This is a genomic window from Butyrivibrio sp. INlla18 (assembly GCF_900103635.1).
In the GTDB taxonomy this organism is placed as follows: domain Bacteria; phylum Bacillota; class Clostridia; order Lachnospirales; family Lachnospiraceae; genus Butyrivibrio.
The window spans coordinates 20,936-37,243 of sequence record NZ_FMXK01000010.1; the positions used below are offsets into that span (position 1 = coordinate 20,936).

Here is a 16,308-nt window from a genome sequence, read left to right on the forward strand (position 1 = left end):
TCAAATAACTCAGGGGGACAATCACATATGGAACTTAAGAAGGTAACATGCCCAAGTTGCGGCAGTTCAGAGATAGAGAAGATAAGCGATGAACAGTACAAGTGCTCATATTGCGGCGCAACCTTCATGATCGATTATGACGAAGAGGACGCGCAGATCATCAGCAAGGAAAAAGAGCTGACAATGCAGAGGGAGCGCTTCGAACATGAAGAAAAGCTTCTAAAAGAAGCTCAAACAAGCACATCAGGAAAAAATGCGCCACGATTCTTTGCACTATTTATGTTTGTAATGATTGTAGCAATTTTAGCGCTGTCTCTTTTTGCAAGTATTTATGAGCCAAACAATAGCTCTTCAACAGAATCACAAACAGAACAAACCTCAAAGAAAAAGTCACAATATCGTCTCCTCGACTCTAGCGACATCTCAGCAGGCATCGACCTTTCAGAATTCAAAAAAGCCGCTGATACTTTCGCACAGAACAAAAAAGAAGCCTACACCGGCTCTTGGACTCAGGCAGGCGAGCCAAAGTTTGTTGCGGAATATCTCTTAAATAGCGACGACGCCAACATGCTCTGGTTCTTTTACGAGTATACCTGGGAAAAAGAAGGAAGCGACCCAGAAAAGCGCTATGTTGCTGTCCACTTTGACGACATCCGCATGACTGAAGATGGCAAGATCAAGTCCAATTACCGCCCAGAAGAATATTACCACAGTGAATTTTTAGGCAACAGCTTGGTTAGCGGCTACTTCGATTTCGATTCCGCTTACAGAGAGACGATTACCGCTCATCCAGAGAGCACAGTTACTGAGATTACGCTTGCTGATTGAGGAGGCACTTATGGAAACTTGGTATTACGTAGTTGAAAGCATTGACGGCGATTACGCCAATTTAAGAAGAACAGACATTGAAAGTTCAGAACTTAAGCTAGTTGCGAGAGCTCTTTTACCAGAAGGAATCGCAGAAGGAACAAACTTAAAATACGAGCTCATGCAGTATTCAATCGTAGAATAAATGAGCCACAGGGACGGGGTTTGTGGCTCACTTTCACAAAAATGAGCCCTAACCTCCGTCCCTAGGGCTCATTTTTTCATCCTACTTCGCTGCCTCCCCACTCTACTACTGTGAAGCCGGCTCTATGTGGTGTTTCGATCTCCTGCTTAGAAATATTGATGTAGTTGTCGCAGCCATAATATGTCATGAACACGCGGATCACTGTGTCTGGCTCAGGACTGATCTTAAGTTCTGAATGGTCTGTGTACTCATCAGTCTGGAAACGAATGATGTTGTACTTGTTGCCCTCCATCTTTGGAAGCCAGTAGGCAACGAACTCCTCAGTTTCTTTTTCATTAAGTCCCAGCTGTGGAAGGGTGGTTCTAAGGAAGCTTTCAGTATCTGCTCCTGCGATGCAGAATCCGTCGTGGAATGTGTAGGTTGACTGAAGCATTGCTTCCCAGAACAGATAGTCAAAAGACTCATCGTCAAGATGTATGGTTCCATCTGAATCCGCAGTCACTGTCCAGCCATTATCTTCGTTAAAAGCAGGATCTGTATCTGTAAAATAGCCATCAATACTAAGTTCCACCGAAACCTCAGTGCCATCTTCTTCAGGATAAAGATAAATTGCAGGCTTAAGGCAAGGCACCTCCTGGGCTTGGTTCCTATAATAAATAACGCTATAATCTGCAGAAAGAGCGGCCTCTATATCAACGCCCGTATTAATCGTCGTAGCAATTCCAGGATTGAAAGTGATGTAGCCGTCTCCATCATTTACATTGTACTCATCTCCAAGCTTCTCCACATCTTCCTTCGTCGCCTCGTCACCATTTATAAAATACGTGGTCTCACTTGTCTCAAACTCAGTGCAAAGCGCCAGCTCAAGATCCAAGTATACTTCATCCTCATCAGCCTTAAAAATGTACTCGTAAAGCCACACAGAATCAGTCCCCGCCTGCTCCCGATCATAAAAGAAAAAGCTTTTTTTATCATAATAACTGAAATTTCCATATTGTCCATAAAACGGGAAGCCCTCGGTAGCAAGGGACTTAACTTCGCCATCAGCGTAGGTGAAAAGCTCTGCTCCGCAGTTCTCAATTGATGGATCATCCACAACTGCCAGCTCGTAAACATCATCTTCATCCAAATGCAAAAGAGCTGCTGTAAATCCGCCGCCCGTTGTATCAAGCTTTTCTGTTAAAAGAGCTCTGTATGCATCGATCCCTTCCCCTTCAAGAGCTTCCTTTGTGGTACTCACTACATATGAAGCGCCTGTTCCGCTACCATCTGATTCACTTCCATTATCTATCGAAGGCTTTGCATTCTCCTGCCCTGCAGAAGCTCCGCAGCCTGAAATTGCCATAATAACTGCCATTCCCAATGGCAAAAGTCTAAATTTTTTCATACCTCTTTATCCCCTGCCTGTATATAAACATGCGCAATTCAGTAAATATGCGCATTCCAACTATATCAAAATTATATTTTTAACCGACTTATTTTAACACAGATAAAAAGGAAAGATAAACCGACATATTCGATAAAATCCAGCAATTTCCTGTATTTCGAACACAAAGAAACACCCACCGCCTTATGCGATGGGTGTCTCAAAATCACCTATTTATCCAAACTCTCATTTCGCCTTCACCCCTGTTAGCCCAGGTGTAGTAAGGAATCAGCTCTAGTGTGACATCTTCATATTCAGGCTCTTTGTAAACGCTATAGAGTGATTCCGCCTTCTCTTTTTCCCTCTTTCCTGGTAAAAGAATTTTTGTAATCTCGTTTCCCTCTATTAACGCTTTTTCAAACCTTGCTTTTGAAGCGTCAGTTGTGATTGAAACCATGTGAAGGTCTTTGCCGTTGTCTTTTTCCTCAATGCAGTACACGAATGGGCCGTAGGTAACCGCAACTTTGCCGTGATCTTCGAAGACTTTTGAGCTCGCCTCCATTATCCTTACTTTCTTGGCAAAAGAGATCTCGATAACGTCGCCTTTCTTAAATTCACCTGTAATGTACTCATAGCCCTTCTTTAGCTCATGCGCAAATCCACCGGCATTAAGCTCATACGCCTCGCACCAATCAGGAATCCTAACTGCAACAGTTTCCTTCCCTGCTCCAGCCTTCTCCTTAACATCTTTGCAAACTATTCGGAGTCTTCCGCTATCAAGCACATCTGATTCAATTTTCCACAAAACAGTCGCATTCTCATACTCTTTTTCCACAGTGCCGCCAACGTAAAGGTGCATAAATAGCGTATCATCGCTCTCTGTATAAGCATAAGCCGCAACAGAACTAAGAAGTCTAGCTATGTTAGGTGGGCAGCAAGCGCAAGGGAACCACTTCTGACGAACAGGCTTCACATGATTTTTTCTCGCATCCCTGTAGCAGGCTTCTGGCCTAACTTCCAGAGGATTTACGTAAAAGAAGCTCTTTCCATCAAGAGCCATGCCGGCAAGAACCGTGTTGTAGAGAGCTCTTTCCATGACATTACTATACTTACTATCCACATTCATCTGAAGCATGCGGCGTGCAAAGAACACAAGGCCCACAGATGCGCAGGACTCAGTGTAAGCAAGATCATTTGGAAGATCATAGTTGTAGGTAAAGGCTTCTCCGATATTAGTGGATCCGATGCCACCTGTGATATACATCTTCTTGTTAACAGCGCTGTCCCAGAGTCTTTCGCAAGCTGCGTAGAGCTCCTCATCTCCTGTAAGACGCGCAACGTCAGCCATTCCAGAATAAAGATATACGGCTCTTACAGCGTGACCAACTGCCTCATCCTGCTCTCTTACTGGCTTGTGAGCCTGATAGTAGTGATACCACTCCTTATCTCCGTGCTTCTTAGCTTCGTCCGGATGCTCTTTATCAAAGTAATAAGGCTTCTGACCTCTCTCATCGATAAAATACTTGCTAAGCTCAAGGTACTTGGAATCTCCAGTAACCTCATAGAGTCTAACTAGCGCCATCTCTGAGATCTCATGACCTGGAAAACCATTTATCTTACCTTCTTCCTTGCCAAATCTCGAATAGACGTAATCCGCAAATTTCCTAGCAGCGTTAAGGAGCTTATCCTTGCCAGTTGCCTCATAATAAGCAACCGCGCCCTCTGTCAGGTGACCAAGGCAGTACAGCTCGTGATGGTCCTTAAGATTAGTAAACACCTTAGACATATCATTTATGATGTAATAGGTGTCCAAATATCCGTTCTCCTGCTGGGCTGCGCAGACAATGTCTATTGCTTCATCAGCAGTCCTTTCAAGTTCAGGATCAGGATGCTGGGTAAGTGAGTATCCTACTGCCTCAATCCACTTTGAGAAATCTGTATCCTGGAAAAGAAATCCATAAAACTTATCCTCTAACTCTTTTCCCTCTTCTGGAACAGGTCTAAAGACGTCTGTAGGCCAGATAACTTCCTTGTAGGCGCTTCCCAGCTCTTTTCTCCTTGCTGTGATCTTACCTGCAACCTTGAAATTACGCATAGCATAGCTTGGCTCTGCGCCCTCAACCTCATCGTTTATGGCCTTCCACTGATAAGGAATGACCTCGTTTCTCACAAGCTCCATCTCGCTCTTCCAGAATGGATCGTCGATATGGACTTTTCGTAAATTTATTGGCTTTGCAATATTCTTGACCATTGTAACTTCCCCTTTTACACTGTCAGTATTTTTCACATGCTTGCCAGTAATCAACTGGCCTTTTGATAGTTTCAGAATAGCATTTTTGCTTTTTTAATAACATTGATATAATAGAATTAAACATGTATATTTTGGAATATTTTATCGAGGTAGACACATGAAAGTCTCATTTGAAATAGCTGACAATCATAAAATAGAAAGCGCTAACTACGTTACTAACGTTGTTCCAATGCTTCATCCAGACCGCGTACTTGAAGTTCATGACTTTTTGTATATTTTGGATGGAACCTGGGAGATATATGAGAACGATACTGCCTATGAGATGGGAAAAGACGATCTTTTGATCCTGTCAGCTGGTAATCACCACTACGGCAAAAAGCCCAGCTCTGCAGGAAACAAGCACATGTATATTCACTTATATCAGGAGAACCATAAACGCAGCACATCAAAAAGAGCAGGCTCCACCGATATTCCATCCACAGCCCTCACTTCCAATTCACCCTTATTTCACTGCGCTTCCAACCCGCGCATCAAGCAGTACTTCAAGGAGATAATCGCAACTCACCTAAGCGATAATCCTTCGATCAATCAAGAACTGAAAGAGGAAAAGATATCTCTTTTGATGGGACTAATGCTGTGGGAAATAAATTCATTGCAAAGCGCTTCAGAAACAAAACCCAAGCACTCTGAGCTCATATCCAAGATCATAGACCTCCTCCAGACAAATCCCCATCACATGTACACCACAGAGGAAATCGCAGATAAATTCTACGTTTGCTCCAAGACTATTTCCAACATGTTCAAAGATGCTTACGATGCCACATTCTACAGCTATCAGATGAACATGAAACTAGAAATGGTCAGACAATATCTGTCTGACCATCCTTATGAAACTCTGGCAAGTGCCGCCAGAAACTATGGTTTTTACGATGAATTTCATTTAGGTAAAGCTTTTAAAAAGAAATATGGTTATTCGCCAAAGAGAAAAATCTAGCACAAAGTCCGCGCCACTTCTCACTTCACAGGTACGCAGTGTTTATCATTGATATCGCATACCTTCTGAACTCTTCTGCGATATTTCTCTTCCATAAGCGGATCAGTATTTAGCCAGGTCTTTACGATCTCCATAGCCATAAGTCCGCCAATTATCTTAGCTCCAAGGCACAATATATTTGAATCTGTGTGCTGTCTTGCAAGTGTGGCACACACAGGATCCTGACAAACTGCCGCATAACAACCATTTATCTTGTTGGCGATAAGCGCACTTCCATAGCCAACTCCATCGCAAAAGATTCCTCTTTCGCAGTCACCCTTTGCAACCGCCAGCGCAGCAGGATAAACAAAATCTGAAAGATCACAGGACTCACTGTCATAAGTACCAAAGTCCTTAACGTCGTATCCTTGCTCGACAAGATACGCCTTGATTTCTTCCTTCATCTGCGTTCCCGCATGGTCATTTGCCATAGCAATCGTCATAGTGCACCTCCTTATTTATTCTTTCTTTTTCACATGCTCAGTTAGAGCCTTCAGCCCGTCCACATCCAGCGTCAGCACATTTGTTGCAAAAATGGTCTTCACAAGCCAGATCAGGAATACGAACACAAGCACTGGGATCACGCATGCTGTAACGATCATGACCGCAAGCGACTCCAAGAGACTTCCAAGGAAGTCAGACGCCTTCTCAACGGTCTCAGTCGTGATAGTCGTGAACTCGTTAAAAAAGCTTGTTCCGCCCTCGCCCTCTATCTCTAAGCTCTCATATTCCTCAACTGCGTTATCTACTCTTGCAGCATGTGTCTCATAAACCTTATCAGAGAGCCATACGCTCGAAGGCACGATCAGGAATATGATAAGCCCAACTACTGCAAGTTTCCCTGCGATGGTTCTCAAATGTTTTTTACCAAATGCAATAGATAGGCACACCAGCACGCATGCGACTGGTATCAGCACTGAAAATGCGATGTATCCAGAAAGGCTCACCAAAAACTTCTCAAGGTAAAGCGCGCACAGTATAAGTAAGAAGTACTTGGCAAGTTCAGCAAGCTGATCCGCGATAGGTGTGCACAGATCTCCAGGAAGGAGCGATATTGTAGCAGATGTTGCTGCCGCTCCACCAGATAAAGTCATGACTTTGGTGATCTTATCCTCTGTCTGCTCCAATGTATGCACGTGATTATTTGGATCTGCTGCCCATGGCGCGATCTTGGTAAAAGAAATAACGGCCACAAGTAGCATCACCACTATAAAAGTAATCTTTTTGATATCCAAAGCTGCTCCTCCTTACTGATAAACAATGGTGTACTCTGCAGTTGCAGGGAAGCTGTTTACAAAGTTCTGCACTATTGCCTTCGCCTGTTCATCAGCTCTTTCTAGAATTCCACTATCAAGTGCCTTCTGCTTGGCAGTTTTCTCATACTCCGCCATAGCAGCGTTATAATCATCGAGCTTTAGCGGATTCCAAAGGGAGTCTTTTTCTGAATAGCTCTCAAAAGAATCCTTGTCTATAGCCACAGACTGAATCTCAGCATCTGGGATATCAATAGTCACTGTCCTTGTGGCGTCATCCTTGGTGATGGTGATCTTCTCGAAGTCCACTCCAGCAAAAACCTGGCCGTCATACTTAAACACCATCTGTGATGAGGAATCTATCATGTTAAAAAACACCTTTTTCTCTTTGGTGTAGGTTTCAACATTTGTAAAATAGTATTCCTGAGTAACCAAAAAGCCCATGTTTGCTAGCCCATCTCGAATCGTCTCAGTGCTGATGGACACAAGAACCTTGGCTTCACTCTTAGTATCTTTTTCCTTGGCAGTCTCTGACGCAGGGCTCACGATCTGCTGATTACCACGGTCCTTCATATAACCTGCGATCAGGACAATGCTGATGATCACCGCAACTGCAATGATCACCAGATAGATGATATTTTTATTTTCCTTAAGCTTATCCACAAAGCTAGTCTTCTTTTTCATACTTATCCCCACTTGCTATCAGCGGTTTTCCACCACTTTTAGAACTTCACTACTTCTGGAGCCTTGGTAAAAGAGCTAAAGGTTGCAGTTGCGTTCTTTAAGTAGAATACCTCTGTATTGCCGTCATCTGCCTTGTACATTCCCTGAAGTGATGGGTATGCATCAAGCATAGACTGACGAGCTTCGTTTCTATCATCCTCTACAAGCTCACCTGCAACTCTGAGCCACTCACCGTTCATGAATGCGCAGATCTCAACCTTTGGATTAGCGTGAATCTGCTTAGAAACGTCTTTTACCTTACCAGTCTGAATATAAAGCTTGCCCTCAAATACATGAGCAGTGCCAAAAGGCCTTACTCTTGGCTGATCTCCATCAACTGTTGCAAGGTAGTAAGTACCAGCATCTTTCAAAAACTTAACAACTCTCTCCATATTTACGTCCTCTCTTTCTCAGGGTATGTGATTTCTTACCTACCATTATAGCAAAAATGAGCCCTAACCTCCGTCCCTAGGGCTCACTTTTAAACTCATCGTTAGGATTTGGATGGAGATTCTTGCAGGGCTGCTTTTTGATCCATAGTTCACCTTTTTAATAATTAGGAAAAGACTTAGTAACTGTCATGTTAACAACGCCGCCCTTAATAGAGATCTTAATATCATCCGCAAGCTTTTTAAGAATTGAATGCTCATAGCGATCCCACTCAGGATCCTCGATATATCTTCCAGTAACATCAGAAGCTACATCATCTGGAAGCTCATAATAACTACTATTATCTGCTTCAGCAAGCATAGCCTCTTCAAAGGCATCTCTCAGCATTCCAAGGAAAGTTTTGGCAGCCTCATTCTTCCTCTCACTGGAAGAGTTGATAAGAAGATATCTCTTTTCCTTGTCCATAACAGTCTCAGTTGTCATGTTGAGGTCAAACTTACTACCCTCGCACTCAACCCAAAAAGAAGCTTTGATCTCGCCAGTGATACTGCGAGCCATGCTAAGGAGTTCCTCAGTGCAGAGCTGAAGCTGTGTGGAATCCTTTGTATCAAGGCACTTAAACTCAGCAATCTTCTTGGTTGCCTCTATAGCCTCTTTAAAACCATTTCCTTTATTATCTATGATCACTACATCTGACTTCATTTAGGACACCTCCTATCATTACGTCATTCGACGTCAAGTAAGCTGTCAAAACCAGTAACAGAGAAAACCTCTTTTACAATATCATTTGCACCAACAATCTTAACTGTTCCCTTGTTGTGCAAAGCTCTCTTGGCCATGAGAAGCGTTCTAAGGCCAGCAGATGAGATGTATTCAAGACTCTTTACATCAATAACAAGTTCCTTGATACTATCAAGATCTGGTTTAAGCTCAGCTTCAAGGTCTGGAGCTGTAAGAGTATCAAGTCTTCCTTCAAGTACAACATCAAGTCGATCGCCATTTAGTTTTTTTGAGATATTCATGCTAATCCTCCTTGCCTAGATATACTATCCAAGTTTGTACTGTATTGTATCTATAATTTTATCACAATATAGTCAACGTAGACACAAAAAAATGAGCCCCAGGGACGGGGTTAGTGGGCCATTTTTTGCAAAATAGTCCACTGACCCTATCCCCAGGGCCCACCAAAAAATTTTGTGTTTTTATTTATCTTTCAAATGCAGCAAATCCTTCACTTACATCATATTCCTTGCTGCTTCTCCAGTCAGTTATTACCCAATCATACAGGTCTGCAGGTTCAACAAATCCATGCTTACCAGTAAATGGTCCTGCAAGTGGTCCGCCAGAAACTCCAACACATTTCATTGCTGTGCTGCTTCCATCTGGAAGTTTGATAAGTCCATTGTATTTGACACCGCAATAAATACTTGTACTTCCTTCAAGATTATCATTTGCAATCTTGCACTCAAGGATTATCCAATACTCATTGTAGCCTTCAGCATTTCTCATTTCATAGCCTTTTTCAGCCATGCTCTTTTCTACGAGAATAGCATCTCCAACGTAGCTATATTCCTTGATATCAACATCAAAGGTTCTTGGGACATAGTCCTCAACAACTCTAATAGCATAATCAACAAGGTTCTTCCTTGAGGCATCAGAGATCTCATCAAGCTTATTAACAGGTGTATATCCCTCATATGCCTCAAATCCATTGTTTGCAAGGACTTTCCACTCTGTTGGATAGGTCTCTTCCTCTGTTATCTGTACATAAAGCTCACATGGAACAGGTGCATCAGGTGATGTTACAGGTGCATATATAAGGTCATAAGCTGAAAGTTCATAACTGCATCCATTCTGGCCTTTGATCGCATTCTTAAATGCCTGTGCATAATATACAGTAACTTTTCCATCATTCAATGTTGATGCAAACTCTGTATCCATCATGTCGTATTCATCAAGTGCTTCAAAAGAGATCGTAACTTTTTCTACATCATAGACTGTGCTATAAGCAGCCTTATCTGATACGTTTTCATTCTCATAATTGGGTACCACCAGAAAGTATCCTGCAGGCTCTACGCTCTCAACATTAGCCTCTTTCCAGTCGTAATCAACAGCTGAAATATATGATCTGATACTATCCTCAGTCTCTTTATGAAGCTTGGCAGCAAAAGCATCATCAATATCATCAATGCTTGCAAGCATCTCATCAAGTCCGGTTACTTCATATTCCTTCTCAGACATTGCAGGAATCTTGCCGTATTTCTCAGCATAATAGCTCATTTCCTGCTTCTTCAAAGAAATCTTTACTGTGCCACCATTTGCAACAACAGCATCCTCATCGTATGTGAAGTCTTTAGTCTCTAACACATCACCGGTGTACTCAACCTTAACTCTTCCACCAGGTGACACACCTTCAAAAGTTACTGTAAGATTCTTGAATGGATCAAATTTAGCAACCTCTGTAAGGTTCTTAGCCTTTACGCTTCCATCCTTGTACTTAACCTTGCAGTTAAGCATCTCTGAAAGCTTCTCATCAACAGTCCAAGTGTATGCTACCTTGTCTCCGTTTGTGAGCTTTCCATTATTCTCGTCAAAAGAGATCTTAACTGAGCCCTCAAGCAGATCCATTGGAGTCATAACTCCATCGTATTCAGCCTTTGCATCACCTTCGAACTTAAGCTTCTTGCCATACTTAGATCTGATAGCTTCCCAATCAACTACAGCTCTTGCCTGGCCATATCCATCATAACCGCTTGTCTCGATCTTGGTGTACTTACTAAGGTCGATTGTAGGCTTTGATGTGATCATCAAAAATACTACAAGTGCAGCAACTATCGCTGCAGCGATACCAATAAGCTTAGGGGAGATTCCCTTCTTACTAGAACTAGCCGCTGGCTTTTGAGTTGCCTTCTCAGCTGCCTTTTCAACTGTTTTAGTTGTTTCCGTTTCTTTTACATTTGTTTCATCATTTTTAACATCAGTTTCCTGCTTTGGTGCTCCTGCAAGTTCTGCCCCACATCCCTTGCAAAACTTAGCACCATCTGCATTCTCAGTGCCACATTTTGAACAAAACATAGTGTTCCTCCTAACTTTTCCTTTAATCAACATGTAAAAATATATGCTATTTAAAAAGGAAGTTCAAGAGAAAACCGCAATTTTACTATATTCCGTTCAGTTTTGTATCTATTACAGTTTCCGTAACAAAAAAAGAATGGACCTAGGGGACGGGGTTAGTGGACCATTTGTCCCAAATGGTCCACTAACCCCGTCCCCTAGGTCCACTTCTGCCATTTTTCGTCACATGAACAACAGCAGCACCACTCTCACCACCAGGGCCACGATCCACGCCACTGCGCACTGCCACAGCACTACTCCAAGAGCCCACTTTTTGCCCAGCTCTCTTTTTATAGAAGCTACTGCCGCAACGCATGGAGTATAAAGAAGGCTGAATACCAGCAGTGTAGCGGCTGTAACCGGTGTAAGAGCGCCTGCCACATCTCCCTCAAAGAGGATTCCCATTGTGGAGACCACGCTCTCTTTTGCTATAAATCCGCTCACAAGTGAAGTGCAGATCCTCCAATCTCCAAGTCCAAGAGGTATGAAAAGAGGCACGATAAAGCTAGATATTCTGGCCATGATGCTCTGCTGTGAATTACTTACAAGATTAAAGTATGGATCGAAGTTACTTAATATCCAAACAATAATTGTTGCAAAGAAGATGATGGAAAAGGCCTTCTGAATGAAATCCTTGGATTTCTCCCACAGAAGCTGGCATACGCTTCTAGGGCTTGGAAGTCTGTAGTTTGGCAGCTCCATAACAAAAGGAACCGCTTCGCCCTTGAACACTGTCTTTTTTGATAAAAGAGCAAACAAAATACCTGTAAGAATACCAAGCAGGTACAGTCCTGTCATGATAAAGCCTCCTTTTCCCGGGAAGAATGCATTTACAAAGAACGCATAAATAGGGAGCTTAGCAGTGCAGCTCATAAATGGTGTCAGGACTATGGTCATCTTCCTGTCTCTATCAGAAGGCAGAGTTCTTGTGGACATAACCGCAGGAACCGTGCATCCAAAACCGATAAGAAGGGGCACGATGCTTCGGCCGGAAAGACCTATCTTTCTAAGGAGCTTGTCCATTACAAAGGCTACTCTTGCGATGTAGCCGCTGTCTTCCATAAGTGACAGGAAGAAGAAAAGAGTTACTATTATAGGAAGGAAACTGAGCACGCTTCCAACACCTTCGAAAATTCCTTCTACAATGAGGCCTCTAAGTACTGCGTTGACGTTTGTTGCCTGAAGCAAAAGGTCTACTTTACCTGTGATAAAGCCAATGGCGTCTTCAAGTAGACCCTGGAAGAATGCGCCGATGACATTAAATGTAAGGAAGAATACCAAGGCCATGATCAGCACGAATACTGGGATTGCAGTGTATTTTCCTGTGAGGATCTTATCTATCTGATTACTTCTTGCTTTTTCTTTGCTTTCCTTTGGCTTCTTGACACAGGTCTTACAGACTCTTCTGATAAAAGAGAATCTCATATCCGCAATGGCTGCGCTTCTATCAAGGCCACTTTCTTTTTCCATCTGAGAAACGATGTGTTCAAGGGCATCCTTCTCATTGTCATCAAGGCCAAGCTTGTCGATTATGAGCTTGTCGCCTTCTACAACCTTGCTGGCTGCAAATCTGATAGGAATGCCTGCTGCCTGTGCGTGGTCATCTATCATGTGCATAACTGCGTGAAGGCACTGGTGCACCGCTCCGCCTTTATCTTCCTTTGAGCAAAAATCCTGCTCTACAGGCTTTTCCTGATATTTCGCAATATGAATAGCGTGGGAAATAAGCTCATCTACGCCTTCATTCTTGGCTGCAGCAATAGGAACTACCGGTGTTCCCAGCTCTTTTTCCATAGCATTGATATCTACAGCGCCGCCGTTACCTGTAAGCTCATCCATCATGTTAAGAGCAACAACAGTAGGAATGCCCATCTCCAGAAGCTGCATGGTCAGATACAGGTTACGCTCGATGTTGGTAACGTCTACGATATTAATGATGGCGCATGGCTTCTCGTTTAGAACGTGGTTACGAGATACGATCTCTTCGCTGGTGTATGGTGACATTGAATAGATGCCAGGAAGATCAGTAACCATGGTATTCTTGTAGCCGCGGATCTCACCATCCTTGCGGTCAACAGTAACTCCGGGGAAATTACCTACGTGCTGCTTGGAGCCTGTCAGCTGGTTGAAAAGAGTTGTCTTTCCGCTGTTCTGATTGCCCACCAGCGCAAATGTCAGGACTGTCCCCTCTGGAACCGGGTTCTCATGCTTTTTTTGGTGGAAGATTCCTGACTCGCCAAGGCCAGGATGAGCTGTTTTAAAAGAAATCTCTTCTCCCTTATCAGTATCTTCCTCGCCTGATATCTTCTCAATGTCGATCTGCTCAGCTTCTGACAGCCTAAGTGTCAATCTATAGCTGTGAATCTCAATCTCCATGGGATCTCCCATTGGAGCCAGCTTCACAACGCTGACCTTTGCACCAGGGATCACGCCCATATCCAAAAAGTGCTGGCGAAGAGCACCCTCGCCGCCAACCTTAGTTATTTTTGCTCTTTGTCCGATCTGTAACTGCTTTAGTGTCACAACTTTTCTCCTAAACCTTTTTATCTATACTAAGTATGCTCTCGCGATTGTTAGTTAATGATAACAATTCTCATTAACATTATAGCATCTATTAGCAAATTGACGCATTCTAAAAGAATGGACCTAGGGGACGGGGTTAGTGGACCATTTGTCCCAAATGGTCCACTAACCCCGCCCCCTAGGTCCACTTCTGCCATTTTTCGTCAAACAAGACTTTAGAAAGCTTCCTTGAGCACTTCTTTGAGAGTTGTTGCTGAGGCCTTGAGCGCCTCTTTTTCCTGATCACTAAGCTTGATCGGAACTGCGCCTTCAACGCCGTTTCGACCTACAATTGCTGGCATGCTAAGTGCGATGTCATCAATTCCAAAATCGCCATGCTGAATGCTGGAAATTGGAAGAATACTCTTTTCATCCCTGATGATTGCTTCGCAGATACGCCTTACGCTCATGGCGATGCCGTAATATGTGGCACCTTTCTTTTCAATAATGCCGTAGGCGCTGTTCTTGACGTTCTCTGCAATCTCATTCATGGACTTCTCGTGTTCGAAGTGTCCTCTCATCTCGCAGAAATCATTGATCGGAATTCCAGAAACATTGGCGCTACTCCAAGCAGCAATCTCGCTGTCGCCGTGCTCTCCAATAATATAAGCGTGAACAGAACGGCTGTCGATATCAAGGTGCTCGCCCAAAAGGTATTTGAACCTTGCTGTATCAAGCACTGTTCCGGAGCCAAAGACTCTGTTTTCTGGGAATCCGCTGAGTTTGGCTGCCGCGTAAGTTAAGATATCTACTGGGTTTGCAACTATCAGAAGAATTCCTTCTTTATTGTACTTTGCTATTTCTGGGATTATGGATTTGAAGATTCCAATGTTCTTTTTAACAAGATCAAGCCTTGTCTCGCCAGGCTTCTGGCCTGCTCCAGCTGTTACAACTACAACTGCCGCATCCGCTGCGTCTTTGTAATCGCCAGCATAGATAGACATTGGCTTTGCAAAAGGAAGGCCGTGGCTGATATCAAGCGCTTCGCCCTCTGCCTTGTCTTTATTTACATCGATCAGCACCATCTCAGAAAAAAGGCCACTCTCCATAAGAGCAAAAGCTGATGCTGAGCCAACAAACCCACAACCTACTACTGCAACTTTTCTTTCATTAAGTGACGCCATGATGTACCTCCTTTATGTGATGTACAATGTATCATGATCTCAAGATATACTCCTATTGAGACATATCATTTTATATTGCTTGTAAATATAGTATATCTTTATTTTAGTTTCTCTTGAACGTTATTTAGTGACAATTTTATTCAAGTATGTTTCCGTCCCTTGAAATAGTAACTACCTGCCAAGGGATAAATTTTCCGCTATTTCTAAGGGCGTTTTCTGCTGCTCTCTGAAGACCACCGCAACATGGAACCTCCATCCTTACTACTGTCACGCTCTTGATATCGTTGTACTTGATGATCTCTGTGAGCTTTTCTGTGTAATCGCCCTCATCAAGCTTTGGACATCCGATCATTGTAACCTTGCCCTTCATGAAATCCTCGTGCATGTTGGCGTAGGCATATGCTGTGCAATCTGCCGCAATGAGGAGCTTAGCGCCATTATAGAACTCTGCCTGTGTAGGAAGAAGCTTGATCTGGCATGGCCACTGCATCAGGCGGGAGATGGACTTACTATAGAAAGATGCTTGTCCCTGCGCATCATTGCTACCTTCTGCGGATGCATCCTCTTTTTCCCCAAGCTGCATGAATCTTGATCCAGGGCAGCCATGTCCTTTTGCCTTAAGTTCTTTGCTGGCCTTAACTGCCTCCTCATCGTATGCAGGCGCTTCTCGGCTCTCGAAGGTTATGGCTCCTGTTGGGCATCCTGGAAGGCAATCTCCAAAGCCGTCGCAGAAGTTCTCTCTCACAAGCTTTGCCTTTCCGTTTATCATCTCTATTGCGCCCTCGTGGCAAGCTGTGGCGCAGATTCCGCAACCATTGCACTTTTCTTCGTCAATATGAATTATCTGTCTGACCATCTCAATTCTCCATTTCTTTTTAAAACTTGTTCTGATGGCGTCAGTATAATATACTCAAATTGTAAATTACGTTGTTTAAACCACATTTTGGGGAAAATTATGGAATATTTAAATTTATTAAATAGCAGATTATTTTCAGGTCTTTCATCAAAAGAGCTCCTCCTGGAAGGAAAAGCTACTGCAAAACATCCTCATCATTTCATCTCAAAAAAATCTCGCCCTCTCCGGAAGAAGCTTTTACACTTCTCCAAAGAGTTGCCGAAGCCGCCTCCTGTCCTACCTTAACGCCATCGCCCTCCAGACTGGCTCTAGGGAATTCGACATTCCATTTAACCGCCAGCAGCTGGCTGACTACCTGAACCTAGAGCGCACCAACATGTCAAAAGAGCTGTCTCACATGCGAGATGAAGGGCTCATTGAATTTAGGAAGAGCCACTTCACGTTGTTATAAATTAAAGAGCATTTTGTATTTCGTATTCTTCTCATTATTTAGATCATATTAAATCACATCTACCCAATGGTGATAATTTTTTCCACATTATATTCAATTATATAAAATTGTATGGTATTATATTTTTAGAGGTGATTTTATATAATATTATATTAAATTATATAGTTTTATAT

17 protein-coding genes are annotated in these 16,308 nt (G+C 43.1%); 5 read left to right on the forward strand and 12 right to left on the reverse strand.

Features of this window, described 5'->3' with window-relative positions; all coding sequences use genetic code 11:
- The first annotated feature begins 27 nt into the window (after positions 1-27).
- Both BLS24_RS08205 and BLS24_RS08210 read left to right on the forward strand, forming a co-directional pair.
- A complete protein-coding gene (locus BLS24_RS08205) occupies positions 28-828 on the forward strand; it encodes an eL43 family ribosomal protein (protein ID WP_091757913.1) in 801 nt (266 codons plus the stop codon).
- 10 nt (positions 829-838) lie between these two features.
- Entirely contained in the window at positions 839-1,012 is a 174-nt protein-coding gene (locus tag BLS24_RS08210) for a chorismate--pyruvate lyase (protein WP_091757915.1), read from the forward strand.
- A 76-nt stretch (positions 1,013-1,088) separates the two neighbouring features.
- On the opposite strand, the gene BLS24_RS15415 is transcribed toward BLS24_RS08210, so the two are convergent.
- Positions 1,089-2,399 (reverse strand): hypothetical protein, encoded by a 1,311-nt coding sequence (locus tag BLS24_RS15415; RefSeq protein WP_091757917.1) that lies wholly within the window; start codon positions 2,397-2,399, stop codon positions 1,089-1,091.
- Between the two features lie 205 nt (positions 2,400-2,604).
- Positions 2,605-4,629: a glycoside hydrolase family 127 protein gene (locus BLS24_RS08220; protein WP_091757919.1), complete on the reverse strand. Its 2,025-nt coding sequence runs from the start codon at positions 4,627-4,629 to the stop codon at positions 2,605-2,607.
- Between the two features lie 157 nt (positions 4,630-4,786).
- Between BLS24_RS08220 and BLS24_RS08225 the strand changes: the two genes are divergently transcribed.
- Entirely contained in the window at positions 4,787-5,623 is an 837-nt protein-coding gene (locus tag BLS24_RS08225; protein WP_091757921.1) for an AraC family transcriptional regulator, read from the forward strand.
- 20 nt (positions 5,624-5,643) lie between these two features.
- On the opposite strand, the gene BLS24_RS08230 is transcribed toward BLS24_RS08225, so the two are convergent.
- From BLS24_RS08230 to BLS24_RS08275, 10 genes are all read right to left on the reverse strand, one after another.
- Positions 5,644-6,105 carry an RpiB/LacA/LacB family sugar-phosphate isomerase gene (locus BLS24_RS08230; RefSeq protein WP_091757923.1) on the reverse strand — a complete coding sequence of 154 codons (462 nt, stop codon included), beginning with the start codon at positions 6,103-6,105 and terminating at the stop codon, positions 5,644-5,646.
- Between the two features lie 15 nt (positions 6,106-6,120).
- Positions 6,121-6,897, reverse strand: a complete 777-nt coding sequence (locus tag BLS24_RS08235) for a hypothetical protein (protein ID WP_091757926.1) — start codon at positions 6,895-6,897, stop codon at positions 6,121-6,123.
- 12 nt (positions 6,898-6,909) lie between these two features.
- Positions 6,910-7,599 carry a DUF4230 domain-containing protein gene (locus tag BLS24_RS08240; RefSeq protein ID WP_091757928.1) on the reverse strand — a complete coding sequence of 230 codons (690 nt, stop codon included), beginning with the start codon at positions 7,597-7,599 and terminating at the stop codon, positions 6,910-6,912.
- A 38-nt stretch (positions 7,600-7,637) separates the two neighbouring features.
- Positions 7,638-8,030, reverse strand: a complete 393-nt coding sequence (locus BLS24_RS08245; protein WP_071175183.1) for a pyridoxamine 5'-phosphate oxidase family protein — start codon at positions 8,028-8,030, stop codon at positions 7,638-7,640.
- Positions 8,031-8,187: 157 nt separating this feature from the next.
- Positions 8,188-8,730 (reverse strand): hypothetical protein, encoded by a 543-nt coding sequence (locus BLS24_RS08250; protein ID WP_091757930.1) that lies wholly within the window; start codon positions 8,728-8,730, stop codon positions 8,188-8,190.
- Positions 8,731-8,753: 23 nt separating this feature from the next.
- The gene (locus BLS24_RS08255) at positions 8,754-9,050 is read right to left on the reverse strand and encodes an STAS domain-containing protein (RefSeq protein ID WP_091757932.1); all 297 of its coding nucleotides are present in this window, start codon (positions 9,048-9,050) and stop codon (positions 8,754-8,756) included.
- Between the two features lie 184 nt (positions 9,051-9,234).
- Positions 9,235-11,103: a zinc ribbon domain-containing protein gene (locus BLS24_RS08260; protein WP_176764377.1), complete on the reverse strand. Its 1,869-nt coding sequence runs from the start codon at positions 11,101-11,103 to the stop codon at positions 9,235-9,237.
- A 222-nt stretch (positions 11,104-11,325) separates the two neighbouring features.
- The gene (gene feoB, locus BLS24_RS08265) at positions 11,326-13,665 is read right to left on the reverse strand and encodes a ferrous iron transport protein B (protein ID WP_091757936.1); all 2,340 of its coding nucleotides are present in this window, start codon (positions 13,663-13,665) and stop codon (positions 11,326-11,328) included.
- A gap of 215 nt (positions 13,666-13,880) precedes the next feature.
- The gene (locus BLS24_RS08270; protein ID WP_091757939.1) at positions 13,881-14,828 is read right to left on the reverse strand and encodes an L-lactate dehydrogenase; all 948 of its coding nucleotides are present in this window, start codon (positions 14,826-14,828) and stop codon (positions 13,881-13,883) included.
- A 136-nt stretch (positions 14,829-14,964) separates the two neighbouring features.
- The gene (locus BLS24_RS08275) at positions 14,965-15,684 is read right to left on the reverse strand and encodes an ATP-binding protein (RefSeq protein WP_091757941.1); all 720 of its coding nucleotides are present in this window, start codon (positions 15,682-15,684) and stop codon (positions 14,965-14,967) included.
- 99 nt (positions 15,685-15,783) lie between these two features.
- Here BLS24_RS08275 and BLS24_RS15420 point away from each other — a divergent pair, with 99 nt between their 5' ends.
- Positions 15,784-15,969 (forward strand): hypothetical protein, encoded by a 186-nt coding sequence (locus BLS24_RS15420; RefSeq protein WP_242872256.1) that lies wholly within the window; start codon positions 15,784-15,786, stop codon positions 15,967-15,969.
- A 37-nt stretch (positions 15,970-16,006) separates the two neighbouring features.
- Entirely contained in the window at positions 16,007-16,135 is a 129-nt protein-coding gene (locus tag BLS24_RS15600) for a helix-turn-helix domain-containing protein (protein WP_242872262.1), read from the forward strand.
- The last annotated feature ends 173 nt before the right edge of the window (positions 16,136-16,308 follow it).